The sequence below is a fragment of the Saccharibacillus sp. WB 17 genome (assembly GCF_008634075.2).
Classification (GTDB): domain Bacteria; phylum Bacillota; class Bacilli; order Paenibacillales; family Paenibacillaceae; genus Saccharibacillus; species Saccharibacillus brassicae.
Map to the genome: position 1 here is coordinate 62,899 of NZ_VPFK02000011.1, position 17,637 is coordinate 80,535.

13 protein-coding genes are annotated in these 17,637 nt (G+C 61.7%); 5 read left to right on the forward strand and 8 right to left on the reverse strand.

The window, feature by feature from the left end; genetic code table 11:
- Genes FTE24_RS03815 through FTE24_RS03830 form a run of 4 tightly spaced genes read right to left on the reverse strand, consistent with a single transcriptional unit; the run spans position 1 to position 6,952 of the window.
- Complete coding sequence (locus FTE24_RS03815; RefSeq protein WP_160441641.1) at positions 1-3,999, reverse strand: beta-ketoacyl synthase N-terminal-like domain-containing protein; 3,999 nt, start codon at positions 3,997-3,999, stop codon at positions 1-3.
- A 5-nt stretch (positions 4,000-4,004) separates the two neighbouring features.
- Entirely contained in the window at positions 4,005-5,279 is a 1,275-nt protein-coding gene (gene ectB, locus FTE24_RS03820; protein ID WP_150229490.1) for a diaminobutyrate--2-oxoglutarate transaminase, read from the reverse strand.
- Between the two features lie 6 nt (positions 5,280-5,285).
- Entirely contained in the window at positions 5,286-6,002 is a 717-nt protein-coding gene (locus FTE24_RS03825) for a thioesterase II family protein (RefSeq protein WP_150229491.1), read from the reverse strand.
- The gene (locus FTE24_RS03830; protein ID WP_150229493.1) at positions 5,999-6,952 is read right to left on the reverse strand and encodes an ACP S-malonyltransferase; all 954 of its coding nucleotides are present in this window, start codon (positions 6,950-6,952) and stop codon (positions 5,999-6,001) included. Before FTE24_RS03830 ends, FTE24_RS03825 begins: the two co-directional genes overlap by 4 nt.
- A gap of 232 nt (positions 6,953-7,184) precedes the next feature.
- On the opposite strand from FTE24_RS03830, the gene FTE24_RS03835 reads away from it, so the two are divergent.
- From FTE24_RS03835 to FTE24_RS03855, 5 genes are all read left to right on the forward strand, one after another.
- Positions 7,185-7,901: a response regulator transcription factor gene (locus tag FTE24_RS03835; RefSeq protein WP_150229495.1), complete on the forward strand. Its 717-nt coding sequence runs from the start codon at positions 7,185-7,187 to the stop codon at positions 7,899-7,901.
- Positions 7,892-9,445: a HAMP domain-containing sensor histidine kinase gene (locus FTE24_RS03840; protein ID WP_150229497.1), complete on the forward strand. Its 1,554-nt coding sequence runs from the start codon at positions 7,892-7,894 to the stop codon at positions 9,443-9,445. The genes FTE24_RS03835 and FTE24_RS03840 overlap by 10 nt, the downstream gene beginning before the upstream one ends.
- Before the next feature lie 137 nt (positions 9,446-9,582).
- A complete protein-coding gene (locus FTE24_RS03845) occupies positions 9,583-10,368 on the forward strand; it encodes an ABC transporter ATP-binding protein (protein WP_141445762.1) in 786 nt (261 codons plus the stop codon).
- Positions 10,346-12,754: an FtsX-like permease family protein gene (locus FTE24_RS03850; protein WP_150229499.1), complete on the forward strand. Its 2,409-nt coding sequence runs from the start codon at positions 10,346-10,348 to the stop codon at positions 12,752-12,754. Before FTE24_RS03845 ends, FTE24_RS03850 begins: the two co-directional genes overlap by 23 nt.
- Before the next feature lie 19 nt (positions 12,755-12,773).
- Positions 12,774-13,460, forward strand: a complete 687-nt coding sequence (locus FTE24_RS03855) for a 4'-phosphopantetheinyl transferase family protein (protein ID WP_150229501.1) — start codon at positions 12,774-12,776, stop codon at positions 13,458-13,460.
- Between the two features lie 106 nt (positions 13,461-13,566).
- Here the strand turns inward: FTE24_RS03855 and FTE24_RS03860 are convergent, their stop codons facing one another.
- The 4 genes from FTE24_RS03860 to FTE24_RS03875 all read right to left on the reverse strand — a co-directional run bounded on the left by FTE24_RS03860 (position 13,567) and on the right by FTE24_RS03875 (position 17,618).
- Complete coding sequence (locus FTE24_RS03860) at positions 13,567-14,292, reverse strand: ABC transporter ATP-binding protein (protein ID WP_237401618.1); 726 nt, start codon at positions 14,290-14,292, stop codon at positions 13,567-13,569.
- Complete coding sequence (locus FTE24_RS03865; protein WP_150229503.1) at positions 14,289-15,407, reverse strand: ABC transporter permease; 1,119 nt, start codon at positions 15,405-15,407, stop codon at positions 14,289-14,291. The genes FTE24_RS03860 and FTE24_RS03865 overlap by 4 nt, the downstream gene beginning before the upstream one ends.
- Positions 15,408-15,537: 130 nt before the next feature.
- Positions 15,538-16,944 carry a sensor histidine kinase gene (locus FTE24_RS03870; protein ID WP_337190009.1) on the reverse strand — a complete coding sequence of 469 codons (1,407 nt, stop codon included), beginning with the start codon at positions 16,942-16,944 and terminating at the stop codon, positions 15,538-15,540.
- The gene (locus tag FTE24_RS03875) at positions 16,941-17,618 is read right to left on the reverse strand and encodes a response regulator (protein WP_150229505.1); all 678 of its coding nucleotides are present in this window, start codon (positions 17,616-17,618) and stop codon (positions 16,941-16,943) included. Before FTE24_RS03875 ends, FTE24_RS03870 begins: the two co-directional genes overlap by 4 nt.
- Positions 17,619-17,637 lie beyond the last annotated feature (19 nt).

The window sequence follows — 17,637 nt, forward strand, 5'->3', positions numbered from 1 at the left end:
TCACCTCGTCTTCGATGTAGGGCTGGGTTCAAGCTCGAAATCCGGCCAGCACCGGCTTTGCGCAAAGGGATAGGTCGGCAGATGGATTCTGCGCGCGTTCGCGGCTTCAAACGCCGGAAGCCAATCGGGCTGCGCGCCTTTTACGTAGTGATCGCACAAGCGGGAGACGAGCCGGTCCCGTTCTTCCGGAACATTCGTACGCGCAAGCGCGGCCGCGCAGCTCGCGCTGATCCGGCCCAGCGCTTCGGTCTCGCCGGGTTCAAGTTCTCCCCGGTCGCGCTCCGCCGCGCTGCCGCGCGTTTTGCCGGCATAGCCGACGTACTGTCCTTCGCCCGGCCGCAGCGCATAATGGAAGTTGTCCAATTTTTCCGACAATTCCTCCACGCTGCTCACTTTGAGCGCCAGCCGGTACTCCAGATGCTTCCGCCCCGAAGACGAGGTATGGCAGAGGTCCGCCAGGCGAAGGAATCCGCTGCCGCGCAAAAATTCGCCGTAGACGCGCACGTAAGCTTCAAGTCCTTCGCGGCTCGAAGCCGACAGCGTAAACGGCCACGTCTCGCCGCCGGTTCCGCTTTTCGACCCGGTCATTTCGCTTACTGCGGTCATCCCGTTCATTCCGGTGATTCCGTCCAGTCCGCTCGCTCCATGCCATCCCGCCATGCCGGGCATATCAAGCCGCGCCGAACGTCCCGGCTCGACATGTTCTTCCAGCACGACATGGCAGTTTGTGCCGGAGAAGCCGAAATTGCTGACCGAGCAGCGCCGGACCGACTCGCTCTCCCAGTCGCGCAGACGCGTATTGACATAAAAAGGCGAAGTGTCCCAATCTACAGACCGGGTCGGCTCGCCGACGTTTACGGTCGCCGGTATCTTTTTGCGCTGCAGCATAAGCGAACTTTTGACGATGCCGGCCAGACCGGACGCCGCGTACAGATGGCCGATATTCGATTTGACCGAACCGAGCGCGCATTTTGCGTCCCGGTCGCCGTCCACGCGGAATGCGCGGGCCAGCGCTTTGAGTTCCGCCGGATCGCCGACGCGGGTACCGGTCCCGTGCGCTTCCACGTAGCCGATGTCGGTCGATTCCAGACCGGCTTTGGACAGCGTTTCCCGAATCAGAGCCGTTTGGGCCTGCGGATTCGGAGCGGACAATCCGGCCGAGTGGCCGTCCTGATTCGTGTGCGAAGCGCGGATGACGCTGTAGACGGGATCGCCGTCCGCAAGCGCCTGCGCGTAAGGCTTGATCAGGATCGAGATGACGCCTTCCCCTTCGCCCGTCCCGTCCGCGTCTTCGGAGAACGGACGGGTATGGCCGTCGGCGGATTCGATCCCGACTTCTTTTTCCATAAGCGGGATCACTTTGAGCTGTACGCCGCCGACGATCGCCTGCTCGCAGTCTCCGGCGCCGAGCGCCTGGACCGCCAGGTTCAGCGCCGACATCGACGACGAACAGGCGCTGTCGACGAGCAGACTCGGACCGGTAAAGTCCATGAAATACGAGAACCGTCCGCCGATGTTCGCGCTGAGCACGCCGGTCGCCGACTGCTCGTCGCGCGAGTGCTTGAGCAGGTCTTGATACTGCGCGCCGCCGAGATCGGAAATATAGCCGACGTACACGCCGGTTCGGCTCGATCTGAGAGCTTCTCCGCCGTAGCCCGCGTCTTCGAGCGATTCGTAAGCGGTCTGCATGAACAGCCGCTGGGCCGGCGGCATCGCGATCGCTTCTTTTTTGAGAATCCGGAAAAAGGCGTGGTCGAACTTGTCGATCCCGTGCAGGTAGCCGCCGTGTTTGACTACACCGTCCGCAAGGCCGGCGCGCGCCAGATACGTCTCCAGATCGCGGCGCCGCTCCGCCGGCAGCGGCCCTACGCTCTCCATGCCGCCGCACAGATTGCTCCAGAATTCTTCCACGCCCGAAGCGCCCGGCAGATTGAGGCCGATCCCGATGATCGCGACCGGCGAACCGAAGCCCGGACGCGCCGAAGCCGCCGCCTGGGGCAGAATCTCTTCTTCTCCGTCGTCATCTTCGCACAGATACGCGGCCAGCCGATTGATGCTCGGATACGCGAGCAGGTCTTCCGGCGCCACCGACCCCGGCAGCCGTTCGTTCAGCGCGGCGGCCAACTGATGCAGCGCGAGCGAATGAACGCCCTGTTCGAAAAAGTTGTCGGCGATACCGATTTCCTGATCCGGCAGCACGTCCGCGCACAGTTCGAGCAGCATGCGCTCCATCTGTTTGACCCGCTCATGCCCGCCCGAACGCGCGGCAAGCTCCCGCTCTTCCCGCAGCAGCTGCCGGCAGCGGTCGACGATGTCGTCGAAGGTTCCCTGCTCGAAGCGGCTTTTCAGTTCGTGCCGTCTCAGCTTGCCGCTGGACGTTTTCGGGATTTGGGCGACCGGCACGATATAGTCCATACGGATGCCGATCAGGCGGGCAAAATGTTCCCTGACCTTCTTTTTGAGCGGCAGAAACTGTTCCGCTTCTCCTTTATGTACGACGAAAGCGATCGTCTGCTCCGTCTGCGAATCGCGTTCGAACACCGAAGTGACCGCGATTTTGTTCAATTCCACGCCTTCGATGTCCGCGGCCAGCCGCTCCAGATCGTTGGAAAAGTAATTCTGGCCGTTGACGATGACCATCTCCTGCGTGCGGCCAACGACCACGAGGCGGGAGTGGTGGAAAAAGCCGATATCGCCGGTCCGGAACCAGCCGTCCGGCGTGCGCGTATCGCGATTGGCCGCTTCGCCGCCGTAATAACCGGCCGTGACGTTGCCGCCGCGAATCTGGATCAGGCCGAGCGAGCCGTCCGGCAGTTCTTCGTCGCGCTCGTCGCAGATCCGGACGCTGCACGAATCGACCGGAAATCCTTCGTCGGCATATACAAGGGCATGCTCCTCGCTCTCGTCCGGCAGATGCAGGACAGGCGAGCCGATCTTCAGCGAATGCCGGTCGACCGTGACGCGGCCGATCCGCTCTTCGCCAAGCGGCGGGAACGTGATCGCAAGCGAAGCTTCGGCCATGCCGTAGACGGGAAACATGACGTTCGGCTTCATGCCGTAGTCGGCCATCCGCTCCAGAAACTGCTCGCAGATCCGGATCGAGATCGGCTCCGCCCCGTTGAAGATCAGCCGCACGGCCGAAAAATCGAACGCGATGCCTTTGGACCGGCGCAGTCCCATCATGGCGTATTTCAGGCCGAAATTCGGCGAAGCGAGAATGGTGGCGCGGTGCTGCGATGCTTTTTCGAGCCAGAGCGCGGGGCGGCGCACGAACAGCGAAGTCGTCATCGTGCACTGCGCCATATTGGCCGCCGCCACCGCAAGATGGCAGCCGATCAAGCCCATGTCGTGCGTAAGCGGCATCCACGATACGATCACGTCCGACTCGTTCAGATTGGCGCCGCGCACGATCGCCCGGATGTTCGTCATCAGGTTGCCGTGCGTCAGGACGACGCCTTTGGGCGTGCCGGTCGACCCGGACGAGAACTGGATAAACGCCGTGTCTTCGACGCTCGCTTCGCACGGCTCGCCCGCGATCCGGTGAGCCAGCGCATGATCGATATCGAGGAAGCGGTCTTCGCGCAGCGCGTACAACCCTTCTTTTTGCGCAAAAGCCCCGAAGCCCGTTTTCACTTTGGAACTGCCGACGACGAACGAGCCCTCCATCAGCCCGAGCACGTTGCCGAGCTTGCGGAACGATTCGTCGTTATGGTCGGCGGCGATCGGAACAGGCACGATCCCGCCCAGCACGCAGCCCCAGAACAGATGGATAAACTCGAAATTTTCGCTCAGTTGAAAAATGACGGGGTCGCCTTTTTGCACGCCGTTGTCTTGCAGATAGCCGAGCACGAGCCGCGATTTGGCGTATACGTCCCGGTACGAACGAAAGATTTCTTCTTCTTTGCCGAGGATAAAAGAGATGCCCTGCACCGTTTCTTCCGCCCGGGCTTCCAGCATATGCGACAGCGTGGCAAAGCCCGCCTGTTGATCCGCGATCACCCGCATCACGCTCCCGCTTTCGAATGTTCGGCTATATGTTCGAGCATCGCGCCGTATAAAATATCCAGGCCGCGGCGCAGATTGTCCGGATCGACCGTCAGCGGAGGCATGATCTTGATCACCGAATCGTTGCGCCCTACCCGCTCCAGAATCAACCCGCGTTCAAAACATTCGCCGACGATTTTGAGCGACAGATCGGGATCGCCGAGACCGGCCAGATCGACGCCCCAGATCATGCCGAGGCCGCGAACCGCGATCCGGCTGCCGAATTCGGTCTCGAATCGGCCGAGCGCTTCACGAATGATTGCTTCCTTTTCCAGCACGACGCGGTCCATGTCCATCCGCTCGCGCAGCTCAAGCGCGGCGGTCGCCGCGATAAACGCCGTCTGGTTGCCGCGGAACGTGCCGTTATGCTCGCCCGGGCTCCAGATATCGTGCTCCGGCTTCATCAGCAGCAGCGACATGGGCAGCCCGTAGCCGCTGATCGATTTGGACAGCGTGACCATGTCCGGCGCGATGCCCGCCCGCTCGAACGAGAAGAACGTGCCGGTGCGGCCGCAGCCGACCTGGATATCGTCGCAGATCAACAAGATATCGTGCCGCGCGCACAGATCGGCGAGTCCGCGCATCCATTCGGGCGTCACCGGCACGATGCCGCCTTCCGCCTGCACCGTCTCGAAGATGACCGCGGCCGGCTTGTCGATGCCCGAATGGTCGTCGTTGAGCACGTTTTCCATATATTGCAGCGTGTCGAACGTGTCCATGTACCCGAACGGATACGGCATAAACGTCACATGTTCGAGCGGCAGGCCCGCGCCTTCGCGGCTGCTCCGGTTGCTCGTCGCCGCCAGACTGCCGAGCGACATGCCGTGAAAGCCGCCCATAAAAGAAAAGACCGACGAGCGCCGCTTCACTTTGCGGGCCAGCTTGAGCGCCGCTTCGACGGCGTTCGTGCCGGTCGTGCCGCAAAATTGCAGCTTGTATTCCAGTCCCCGGGGATTAAGAATGCCGCGGACGAATTTGTCGATAAAGAGGCGTTTCGTATCCGTGTACATGTCCAGCCCGTGCGTGACGCCGTCCGATTCCAGATAACGGATCAGGCACTGCTTGATGTATTCGTCGTTATGTCCGTAATTCAAAGCGCCGGCTCCCGCAAAAAAGTCGATATAAGCTTTGCCGCTTTCGGCATACATGATGTCGTTCTTCGCCGAAACAAACACGTCTTGAAAGCTGCGGCAGTAAGAACGTACGTTGGACTCGTGAGCGTCGAAAATCAACATATACGGTCATCCCTCTCGGTGCGTAGTAGAAACGGGCGACGGCTTCAATATCCGGTTGATGGCTTGAACTACGCGGTTTGCGTGTTCGTTAATAAAAAAGTGGCTGCCTGCGAAGGCCTGGTAGGAAGAAGGGGAAAAGGTATGGCGGTCCCACTCGTTCATGGACGAACGATCATGGTCGGACTCGCTGTTGAACAGGGTGACCGGGCAGGCAAACAGCTTTTCCCGCACCGTTGGGAGGTAATTTTCCACCGCGCCGAAATCGCTGCGCAGCAGGCGGAACAAAAAGGAAGCGAATTCGGGATCTTCGGTCAGCTGCCGGGGAATGCCGCCCAGCTCGAACATGCGCTGCCGGAACTGTTCTTCGGGCAGAAGATGATGCCCTTTCGGCTGGTACAGATGGGGCGGAACCATGCCGGACAAAATGACGTGCTGCGGCAGGCGCTGCCCTTCGCGCTTCAGACGGGCATACGCTTCCGTCACGACGTAGGCGCCCATACTGTGGCCGAACATCGCGTACGGTTCGCCGCTGTCGTCGGCCGCGATTTTGCGCGCGACGAAGTCGGCCATCCGGCCGATCGTCGGCAGCAGTTCGTCGCCGGCGCGGCCGCTTCGGCCCGGCAGCTCGATCGGACACAGGTCGATCGAAGTCTCCAGGTCTTTTTTCCACTTCAGGTATGTAAAAGAAAAACCGCCGGCATACGGGATTGTGTACAGCTTCATTGCGGCACCGCTTCCCGGACCGGGAACAGCTCCGACAGCCGGTCCCGCTCGGCTTGGCGTTCGTACCCGAATGCCCGCGCATCCGGGTAGGAAGCGCGCAGCATGCGGGTCAGGATGCCGCCGCTGCCGAGTTCGACGAACGTATCGACGTTCTGTCTGAGCGCCCGTCCGATCGTTCGATGCCACTGGACGGGCGAGAGCAGCTGCGCGATCAGATAGTCCGCGACCGTGTCGGCGGTATAACAGTTCAGGTTAACGTTCGCGATAACGGGATACTTCGGTTCGGACAGCTTCAGCGCGCGCAGATGCGCTCCGAGTTCAACCGATGCTTCTTGCAGCAGCGGCGTATGGAACGGCGCGTTGCCGGGCATGCGCTTGACCGACGCTCCCCGCTCCTCGGCCATCCGCTCAAGCAGGTCCAGATCGGCCCGCACGCCGGCAACGCTGAGCTGGTCGGGCGCGTTGAAGCAGCTGACCCAGACGCGCTTTCCCTGCCGGCGCAGTTCGGCGCACCGTTGTTCGATCATGTTGGCGTCGGTGCGGTAGATGACGCTCATCGCGCCGTCGCAGACGATCGCCGCTTCGTGCGCAAGTTCCGAACGAAACGTGACGGTCTTCAGCGCCTGTTCGAACGTCAGCACACCCGCACAGGACAGCGCCGCGTATTCGCCGAGGCTGTGGCCCGCCATCAGCGCAGGGCGCTCGGCCCGTTCCGCGGTAAAATGACGAAAAGAAGCGGTGCATGCGGTTACGATCAGCGGCGCGCTGATTCTGATGTCCCGCAGCGTGCTCTCGTCGCCGTCAAAACAAAGCCCGGCGACGTTGAGGTGCAGCAGATCCGAAGCTTCTTCAAACGTTCTTCTTACCTCTTCGCTTTCCCGATACAGCTCTTGCAGCATGCCGATACGCTGGGAAGATTGCCCGGGAAAAACGAACGCGAATTTGATCATGGCGGTTGCGTTCCTCCTAGCCGTAAATTAGAAATGTAAAAAAATATACGAAGTTTTTAATTATGTAATTCTTCCTTGAAAAAAGGAACTTCATACCTCCCCCATCGTAATGAGGCAGATCCGATTCGTCAACAGATTTCTAAAAACCTACTAGAAAACCTATCCCTTCCCAATCTTCTCTGCTATGGTTAGGGCATACCTTAAGTCGGCAGGCCCGGATAGGAGAATCCCGATGAATCCAACCAAAAAAATCGTCATCGTCGAAGATGAACTGGACATTTCCCGGATCGTCACGAATTATATGGCGAAGCACGGCTACGAAGCGTCCGCGGCGTCCAACGGTGCGGACGGCCTGCGCATGATCGAGCTGCTCGATCCCGATTACGTCATCATGGACCTGACGCTGCCCGACGCGGACGGCCTGGAACTGTGCCGCCGGATTCGGGAAACCAAAGAAACGCCGATCCTGATCCTCAGCGCCCGCGGCAGCGATACCGACAAAGTGCTGGGACTCGGCTTCGGCGCGGACGACTACATGACCAAGCCTTTTTCGCTCAGCGAACTGCTGGCGCGTATCAATGCCCATTTCCGCCGTTACGACAAAATGAAGCAGGCCGCGGAACCGGTTCTTCCGCCGGGCGAACCCGACATGCGGCTGCGGATCGGCGAGCTGTCGATCGACAAAAGCGAGCATCGGGTCTCGGCCGGCGGCCGCGAGATTGCGCTGTCCGCCAAAGAATTCGACCTGCTGCTCGTGCTGGCCGAACACCGGAACCGCGTCTTTTCCAAAAGCGAACTGCTTGACCTCGTCTGGGGCTCCGACCGTTACGTCGACGAGAATACGGTCAGCGTCTACGTGCGGCGCGTCCGCGAGAAAATCGAAGAAAGCCCGTCCGATCCGCGCTATCTCAAAACGGTGTGGGGCGTAGGCTACAAGCTATGCCCCTGAACGTCTGGATTCGCCGCAAGGCGACGACGATCTTCGTGCTGCTGCTGCTGATTTTCGGGAGCGGCCTGTGGCTGCTGCTGGCGAGCGGCGTCCAGCATCCCGAAGCCGAACGCTACCCGGTCAACCGGGCCCGGCTGGCCGTCAGCGGAATCCTGTTCGAGCTGGAGCGGACGGGTCTGGAAACGCTGCGCAGCGATCCCGCCGCCCGCGCCGACCTGCTGGAACGGTGCGAGCGGATCGGCGCCGAATTGACGCTGGTCGACCTGCGCGGCCTCATCGCGTTCGATACATATGCGGCGGAATCCGGCGCCGTACCGCCGCAAGGCGCGGCTGTCGACCTGCGCACCGCGCTCAACTACGAGGTGCACGCTTCGGCCGTGCCCGGCCGGCTCGCCGTCGCGTTTCCCGTCGTGGAGAACGGGGCGCAGACCGGCAGCGCGCTGTTCGACTTCGCGGCGGAAGATCTTGCGCCTCCGGCCGAGCCGAACCGGGTCGGGGCGCCGCTGCTTGTCTTCGGCGCGCTGCTGTGCGCCGCGGCGTGGACCGTGTGGCGCTTTGGCCGCCGCCTGCGCGTGCGGACGGTAGAGCCGCTCGTTTCGCTCAAGAAGGCGGCGGAACGTATGCTGCGCGGCGAATACGAACAAAAAGCGGAGTATGCAGAGCCCGACGAAATGGGCGACCTGTATGCCGCTTTCGACCAGATGCGCCTGGAGATTCTGCATCTGAACCGCGAACGGCTGCGCCGGGAACGTATGCAAAAAGAACTCGTGACCGATATTTCGCACGATCTCAAAACGCCGCTCACGACGCTCAAAGCTTATATCGAAGCCATCGAAGAAGGGCTGTGCGCCGACATGGACGAAGTGCTCGACTATGTCGGCGTGATGCGCGTCCATACCGACAAAATGGTGCGGCTGACCGACGATCTGCTCGTGCATGCGCTGAACGAATTGGGGCAGATCTCCATCACGCCGCGGGAAAGCTACAGCCGCGACGTGTTCGGCGAGATTCTGCGCACGGTCGAGCGCGACGTCACGTCCGCCGGCATCGCTTACCGCGGGCCGGCCGGCCTGAGCGGCGCGGCGGCGGAAGGCGCAGCCGTCCGGCCGGACGCTGCGCTATATGCGGACCCATCCGGTATTCCGAACGTGCTTATTCGGGCGGACGTCCATCGCCTCGACCAGGTCGTCTCCAACCTCGTCTCAAACGCCCTCAAGCATACGCGGCCGGGCGACGCCATCTCGATCGGATTCGAACGGCTGCCCGGCTTTCTTCAAGTCAGCATCGCCGATACGGGCCAAGGCATCGATCCCGCCGATATGCCGTTTATTTTCGAGCGGGCTTACAAAGGCGGCGCCGATCCCGGGGACGCCGGCCTTGAGCCCGATGCGGCTTCGCGCGCCGCAGCCGCCAGGCGCGAAGCCGGAAGCGGCCTCGGCTTGTCGATCTGCAAGACGATCATCGAGGCGCACGGCGGAAGCCTTTCGTTTCAGAGCCGCAAAGGCAGCGGCACCGTTTTTCATTTTACGGTTCCTCTTTGCTGAGAAGCGCCGACGTTTATCGTCGGCGCTTTTTGCGTTGTACGGCTTGGTTGTAAGACTTTATTAAGATTTTCGTCAGATTTGCGAAAGATCGGTCTTGTATAGTGAAAAGTATGGAAGACATACGAGGAGGCCGTACGATGAACAAGCATGCCATTTTGCACGCATCGAATCTGTGCAAGACCTATTCGACGGGAAGCGAACAGTTCCATGCGATCAAAAACGTGGACCTGGACATTTACGAAGGCGACTTCACGGTCATCATGGGCAACTCGGGCTCGGGCAAGTCGACGCTGCTCTACCTGCTCAGCGGACTGGACGGGATCACGACAGGCGAAGTCTATTTCCGCAGCCAACGGATCGATACATACAGCGAGAAGCAAATTTCCAATTTCCGCACGCACAAAATCGGGTATATTTATCAGAGCATCAATCTCGTGCCGGATCTGTCCGTCGTCGAGAACATTTCGCTGCCCGGCTATATCGCCGGCGGCAAAAAAAGCGACGTGCGGGCCAAAGCCGTCTCGCTGATGCGGGCGATGGACATCGAAGGCCAGAAAGACCGGCTGCCGGCCCAGACGTCGGGTGGACAGCAGCAGCGGGCGGCGATCGCCCGGGCGCTGATCAACGACCCGGAAGTCGTGTTCGCCGACGAGCCGACAGGCAGCCTGAACTACGAGCACGGCATGGCCGTACTCGACATTCTGACCGGGATCAACCGCAAAGGCCAATCGGTCGTCATGGTGACGCACGATATCAAAGCCGCCTGCCGCGCGGACCGGCTCGTCTATATCCATGACGGAAAAGTCGCGGGCATTCTCGAATTCGAGAAATACGACGAGAAAACGCTGCCGGGACGCGAGGAAGCCATATTCGCTTTCGTGTCGGGGAAGGAGCAGCGCCATGTACGCCGTGTGGAAGCTTAGTCTCGCCAATCTCAAAAAAAGAAAAATCCAGAACTCGCTGATCGCCCTACTCGTGCTGCTGTCCACCCTGCTGCTGTCGACTTCGGTCATTTTGATCTCGAACACCGACAACCTGTTCACGGGCATGCACGAAAAAACGAACGGTTCCCAGGACATTTTGCGCTTGGACGGCGGTCTGCACGACCCGGAGAAGGTACATGCTTTCTGGGAAAAAGAACCCGGCGTGTCCGTATCGAAGCTGCTTCCCTACCATACGCTGTCGGGCGTCTCGCATAACGGCAGCGATATCCCGAACCTGCTGCTGTTCATGATGGATACGCCACAGCGCCCTCTCGGCGTGGACGAACTGCTGCCCGCGCGCGGCACGCTCGGCGAGACGCCGGCAGCCGGGCAGGCATGGATTCCGACGTCGCTCGCGTATTCGCACGATATCGCGGTCGGCGACACGCTGTCGTTCAAGACGAGCAAGGGACCGCTGGACCTGAACGTATCGGCGGTCGTCGTCGATATTCCTTACGGCGGCCCGTTCTCGACCGAATCGCGCATCTGGATGAACGAAGCCGATTACGGCGGCCTGTCGGCTTCCGAAGGCGCGAAGTCTTCGTACATGATGGGTATCCGTTACGACGATTACGACGATCGCCAAGCGCACTGGACCGCGTTCGAGCAGTTTCTCGGCACGCCGTATCTCGAATCAGTCATGACTTTCGCCGAGATCTCTTCGTTCTACCTGATTCTGAACCAGGTTATCGGCTTCGTCATGATCTTCCTCGCCGTCGTGATGATGGCGATCGCGCTGTTCACGATCGGCTTCACGATCTCGGACGCGATCCTGACGCAGTACCGGACGATCGGCGTGCTCAAGTCGCTGGGACTCACTTCCGGCAGAACGATCGGCGTGTATCTGATCCAGTACGCGTTCCTGAGCGCGATCGCGATCGTGCCGGGCTTGATTCTGAGCCGGTTCCTCTCGCGCATCATCGTCGACAGCACGCTGTCGTACCTCAAGACGGATACGGGTCAGCTCCCGCTGAGCGGTATGAACGCGGCGGCGCTGACCGGCGTGCTGATCTTCCTGCTCGTGCTGCTCTGCGTATGGGCTTACGGCAGACGCGCCCGTCACATCGCTCCGGTACAGGCGATCCGCTACGGCATGTCCGAGAGCGACAGCCGGCGGGAATCCCGCGGCATCGGCGCTTCCGGCAAAAGCCTCGTCGGCTTCGGCAGCCTGCCGGCCGTGCTCGTCGTCGGAGCGCGCAATCTGCTCAAAAATATCAAAACGTCCACGCTGATGCTTATTCTCGCCATGGTGACTTCGGCCGTGCTCGTGCTCGGGTACGTCGTGCTGAGCAGCGTCATGAACATTCAGCAGACGTCCCCGCAGTGGGGGTACGACAATTCCGATATTACCGTGCGGGTATTTGATCCGGCTTCGTTCTCCAAAACGGAATTCGAAGCCGGTCTGGCCGCGGACGACCGAATCAAAAACGTCTCCTGGCACAGCGGCGTCACCGGCGTGATCGAATCGCCCGAACGCGCAGCTTCGGAGAAGGCCGAGGACACGATGGGCGTCGTCGTCAGTATCGTCGAAGGCAGCTACGACGATATCGGGTTCGCCGTGCTCGAAGGCGCAAATCCCGCGAACCCGAACGAGACCGCGATCGGCGTGAACGTGGCCAAGACGCTAAGCAAAAGTCTCGGCGACACGGTCGAGCTGTACGTGGAAGGCCAGCCGCATGTGCTGACCGTAACCGGCATCTACCAGTCGGTCGCCAACTCCTCGAACTCGGTCCGGATCAAATCCGAGACGGTTCAAGCGGACAATCCGGCGTTCAGCGCGGCGGACGTCGCCTACATCAACCTGAACGATCACTCCCAGGCGGATATGGTCGTGCCGGAACTGAACGAACGGTATGCCGCTTCGATCAGTGCCGCCACGCAAAAGACGCTGCTCGATTCGGTGTTCCGGGAAGCGGCGACGACGCTTATTCTTCCGATGAGCTTTATGGGCGCCCTGTTTATCGCGGTCACGCTGATTATCATCTACAGCATCTGCCTGATCAATATCCGCAAAGAAATCAAAACGTACGGCATCTACAAATCGATCGGCATGTCTTCGGGACAAATCCGGCGCTCCGTGGCGCTCGGCGTGTCGATTCTGGCGACGGTCGGCGCGCTGCTCGGCATCCTGCTCGGCGTGTATGCGCTGCCCGTCATTTTGGAAAGTATCCTGGCCGGGTACGGCATGGTCGATCTGCCGCTCGTGTTCAACGGCGCAAGCGTTGCCCTGATCGCCTGCCTGAGTATTCCGGCTGCGGCTGCGGGATCGTGGCTGTCTTCGGGCATTATCCGAAAAACGTCGCCGCGCATTCTCGTGGTCGAGTAATCTTGTTGGAGGCACGCACATGACCGTCATTCATATGGTACGCATACCGGACAAGCTCGACGCGCGGCGCCTGGCCGCGCTGTCCGAACGCTTATCGCCGGCCAAGCGGGCACGCCTGCTGCGCTTTCGGCAGCCGGCCGACGCGTACCGGACGCTGTACGCCGACCTGCTCGTCCGCCGCTCCCTGCTGCGGACGTTCGGGCTGCGCAGCGACGAGATCCGGTTCGAGGACGGCCCGTTCGGCAAGCCGTTCGTCCCGGACCTGCCCACATTCGAATTCAGCTTGTCGCATGCCGGCGACTGGGCGGTCTGCGCGGTCGACGACCAACCGATCGGCGTCGACATCGAACGGATGGACCCGATCGAGTTCGAGATCGCCCGCACCTTTTTCTCCCGTGAAGAATACGACGACCTGATGCGAACCGCTTCGGAAGACCGGCTGAACCGGTTCTACGAACTGTGGACGATCAAGGAAAGCTTCATTAAGATGACCGGCAAAGGACTGCAGACGCCGCTCGATTCGTTCAGCGTGCGCAAGCGGGGCGAGACGTTCGAGCTGCATCAAGCGGACGGCGTCCTCCCCTGCCGCGTCGCTTCGTATTCGGTCGGGCACGCGTACAAGCTGTCCGCATGTGGTCTTGGCGGCACGCTGCCACCCAAGCCTGTCGCCCTTGACCGAAGCGAGCTGGAACACGATTTTCTGTAACGCCAAAAGCCGACAAGCTTAGCTTGTCGGCTTTTGGCTGTTTGTCGGCCTCGGGCTGTTTCCCGTTTCCGTTCCAAATCGTTCTTCGCTCACGCCCCGCCTTCGTTCACGCTCCGTCTTCGCTCAGCCGGCCCTGCTCCAAGCGCAGCACGCGATCGCAGTACGGCAGAATCCGCTCGTCGTGCGTGACGATGATGCCCGCTTTGCCTTCGGCTTTGACCCGCTCCGCCAACAGCCGGGTCACATCTCGGCCCCGGTCCGCGTCGAGGCTCGCCGTCGGCTCGTCGGCCAGCATGACCGACGGATCGTTCATCAGCGCCCGCGCGACGGCAACGCGCTGGCGTTCGCCCCCGGACAGCTTGTCCGGGTAATGGCGGCGCCGCTCCGACAGGCCGAGCCGCTCCAGCAGTTCGTCCGCCCGGCGTGCCGCCTGCCCGGTGTCGATCCGGGCAAGCTTCGCCACGAAGCGGAGCTGGTCTTCCACGTTCAGGTACGGCAGCAGATTCGCTCCCTGGAAAATAAACCCGATCTCGTGCAGCCGCAGCTCGGCCAGCTGGCGAGGGCTGAGGCCGCCCAGACTGCGGCCGCCGATCCATACTTCCCCCTCGCTTGGCGTCAACAGCGCCCCGGCGATCGACAAAAACGTGCTTTTGCCCGAGCCCGACGGCCCGACTACCGCAACGAGTTCGCCCGCGGCGACCGAACAGGACAAGCCGTCCAGCACGGTCAACAGCGCTTCGCCGTCTCCATAGGCGTGCGACACGCCGTTCAGCCGCAGTTTCGCGGCCGGCGCGATCATCTTCTTCGCTTCTGTGTTCATCTGCGTCTTCATGCTCCCGCCCTCCCGATCGCGTCAAGCGCGTCTGTTCGCGCGACTTTGACGACCGAGACCAGCCCGCCGAGCAGCGCTACGCCCAGAAACAATCCGCAGCTCAGCGCAATCGTGCCGGCTCCGAGCGCAAACGGCATCGCGGCCGGCAGGATCGATTTCAGGATCAGGACCAGACCGACGCTGATCGCGAGACTGCCCGCCGACAGCACGAACACCTGCGCGATCACGCTGCCGGCCAAATAGCGGGTTCTGGCGCCGATCGCTTTCAAGATGCCGAACTGGCTCGTTTTCTGAATCGTAATCACGTAGAAAAATACGGCCAGCACAAACGCCGAGATCACATACAAAAAGGCGATCATCATCAGCAGCGAAGACTGTTCGGCTTTGTGCCCCGGAATAGCCGAGATCGCCTGCGCTTTCGTGATCACTTCCGCATCGTTCACCGCCGCACCGAGCGCTGTCGCCTGCGCGCCGGACACGCGCAGCGCGATCGCGTTGTACGCCGTATCGGCTTCGCCGCCGCGCGCCGCCATCAGCTCCGAGCGGTACGCCGCCCAATCGCTTTCGTTCATCCAGGCCGCCGGCATATGGCTGTACGATCGGCCTTCCGCGAATCCGCCCACGGTCCATTTCAGTCCCGTCGCTTCGTCGACGAGCTTATCGCCGATCTGCACGCCCGACTTTTCCAGTTCGCGGTCCGCGATGATCGTGCCCGGACGCGACGCGTCCAGCTTCTGCCCCGTGACGACGTCAGGCACGACCCAACCGCCCGCCCGGACGCCGAACAGCGCGACGTCGATCCGCCCGGACGCTTCTTCGCGCTGCACGGTCGTCATCTGGACGCCGAGCGGCTCCGCGCCGTCCGGTCCCGCCACCGCCTGCGCCGCTTCGACCTGCTCGCTGTGCAGCGAAGACCGCGCGAATCGGGAATCGGACTCTTTTTGCACGATAAAATGATCCGCGGGCATCTCCCGCACGGCCGACGACGTCGCGCCGCCCAGCCCGTTCGCAAGCCCGGTCACGAACAGCACCAGAAACGACACCATCAGCATGATGGCGACGATCAGCGCATAGCGGGTTTTGGAAAAAACGATTTCTCGCAGTGCCAAAAACATGTTCGACTCCTCCTGTTTTCCGGCCGGACCCGCGCAGCCGCCGAGCGTGCCGCGCTTGTCCGATCGCCGGATTGCTCCTTGACGCTTCTTGAGCATAGAGTTCGAACATGAACGGAGCATGAACGCCAAATTACAGTTTGGGCAGGCGGACGACGAAGACGGCGCCCTGCCCCGCTTCGCTCTCGGCCGCAATCGTGCCGCCGTGCAGCAGCACGATCTTTTTGGCGATTGCCAGGCCGAGCCCGGTGCTGCCGCCGTCCGCCCGGGACGGATCGCCGCGGTAGAACCGGTCGAACAGCAGCGGCAGCTGCTCCGGCGGAATGCCGTCGCCCGTATCGGCGAAGCGGACGACGCATTCGGCGCCGTCCGTCTCCGCCGTCACCGAAATCGAGCGGCCGGCCGGAATATGCTTGACCGCGTTCGACAGCAGGTTGACCCACACCTGGTCAAGCAGCGTGGCATCACCCATCACCGCAAGCTCGGCCGGAACGGACAAGCCCAGCGCGATTTCTTTGTCGCTGAGCTGCCATTCCAGCACGTCGACGGCGCGCCGGATCTCCGTCTTCAGCCTGAGCGGGCTGCGGATCAGCCCGTCTTCCATCCGGTCGAGCGACGAGAGCACCAGCAGCTGGCGCGCAAGCGACGACAATCGGCGGCTCTCGTCCCCGATGATCGAAGCGAAATGGATCCGCCGGTCTTCGGGCAGATCGGGCGCCGCCAGTTCCGAAGCGAAGCCCCGGATCGAAGTCAGCGGCGACTGGATCTCATGCGAGACGTTGGCCACGAATTCGCGGCGAGATTGTTCCGCCTGCGACAGGCTGCGGCTCATCGTCATGAAGTGTCCGGCCAACTGGCCGATCTCGTCGCCGCGCTTCGTCGGCAGTTCGATATCGTAATGGCCGGCCGCGATGCGGCGCGTCGCGCCGGTCATCCGGGTAATCGGCTTGACCAGATAGCGGGTCGCGACGAGAAACAGCGCGATACTGAACGCGACCGTGAGCAGCCCGATCATCGCGAAAAAGCTGCGCAGTTCGCCGAACTGCAAGATGACGTCGGGCCGCAGGAACAGCGCCGCCGGACGTCCGTCCAGCGTAAGCGGAACGCCGACCGTATTGCTGAGCCGGTTGTCGAAAAAGCCCGTGATAAACGGGCGGTTCGGAAAATTGGCCACGCCGTGGTATTCGCTTCCCGCCACGACGTCGTCGATCACGTTCGGATCGAGGTCGAGTTCGCGAAAGGCCCGGCCGTAGAAAGTTTCGGTGCCCTGCCCGTCGGTCACGTACAGTTCGTAGCCGAGCCCGGCCGCGCCGCTCAGATAAGGATCGGCGTCGCCGGGCAGCCGTTCCGCCATCCGTTTGACTTCGTAGGCGATGCCGGTCAGCTTGGCGTCGTTGAACGGCTTGAGCTTCACATGATAATGGACGTTCGAGACGACAAAACCGAGCAGCGCGCTTGCGGCGACGACGAGCAGCGTCGTCAGACAGACGCGCACGTACAAGCTTTTGCCGAGACGCGGAAGACGTATTCGCCGCTTCACCTGCGCCCCACCTCCAGCTTGTATCCGATGCCCCGCACCGTGCGGATCGTAAAATCTTCCGTATGTGCGGCGAAGCGCTGGCGCAGACGCTTGATATGGACGTCGACCGTCCGTTCGTCGCCGTCGTAGTCCGCTCCCCAGACGAGCCGGATCAGATCGCCGCGTTCGAACAGCCGGCCGGGATGCCCGGCCAACTGCGCGAGCAGCTCGAATTCTTTGAGCGGCAGCAGCAGCGTCGTATGGCCGTCGGTCACTTCGTGATTTTGGCGGTCGATCACAATCCGGTTCAGCTTGATCTGCTCGCTGGAAGCCAGCGAATACCGGCGGAACAAAGCGTTCATGCGAAACAGCAGTTCCCTCGGCTCGAACGGCTTCGTGACGTAATCGTCCGTCCCGTGCGCATAGCCGGCTTCCTTGTCCGCCAGCTGCTCGCGCGCCGTCAGCAAAATGACCGGAATATCGTACAGGTCGCGAATTTCCGTACACAGGTCAAGCCCGTTCACGCCCGGCATCATGACGTCCAATATCGCCAGGTCGACCGGCGTTTCCGCCAGCAGGCGCGACGCTGCGTCCCCGTCTCCGGCTTCGAGGACCCGGTAGCCTTCCTGCGTCAGCACCGTCCGCAGCAGCGTGCGAATATGGGCGTCATCGTCGGCGATCAGCACTTTTTTCACATCTTGTCCCTCCCGCCTG

Excerpts from the sequence above, each read along its gene's own strand:
- FTE24_RS03855 (WP_150229501.1), top strand. The coding sequence starts at position 12,774 with ATGACCGTCATTCATATGGTACGCATACCGGACAAGCTCGACGCGCGG.
- FTE24_RS03830 (WP_150229493.1), bottom strand. The coding sequence starts at position 6,952 with ATGATCAAATTCGCGTTCGTTTTTCCCGGGCAATCTTCCCAGCGTATC.
- ectB (WP_150229490.1), bottom strand. The coding sequence starts at position 5,279 with ATGTTGATTTTCGACGCTCACGAGTCCAACGTACGTTCTTACTGCCGC.
- FTE24_RS03835 (WP_150229495.1), top strand. The coding sequence starts at position 7,185 with ATGAATCCAACCAAAAAAATCGTCATCGTCGAAGATGAACTGGACATT.
- FTE24_RS03845 (WP_141445762.1), top strand. The coding sequence starts at position 9,583 with ATGAACAAGCATGCCATTTTGCACGCATCGAATCTGTGCAAGACCTAT.
- FTE24_RS03865 (WP_150229503.1), bottom strand. The coding sequence starts at position 15,407 with ATGTTTTTGGCACTGCGAGAAATCGTTTTTTCCAAAACCCGCTATGCG.
- FTE24_RS03825 (WP_150229491.1), bottom strand. The coding sequence starts at position 6,002 with ATGAAGCTGTACACAATCCCGTATGCCGGCGGTTTTTCTTTTACATAC.
- FTE24_RS03840 (WP_150229497.1), top strand. The coding sequence starts at position 7,892 with ATGCCCCTGAACGTCTGGATTCGCCGCAAGGCGACGACGATCTTCGTG.
- FTE24_RS03860 (WP_237401618.1), bottom strand. The coding sequence starts at position 14,292 with ATGAAGACGCAGATGAACACAGAAGCGAAGAAGATGATCGCGCCGGCC.
- FTE24_RS03850 (WP_150229499.1), top strand. The coding sequence starts at position 10,346 with ATGTACGCCGTGTGGAAGCTTAGTCTCGCCAATCTCAAAAAAAGAAAA.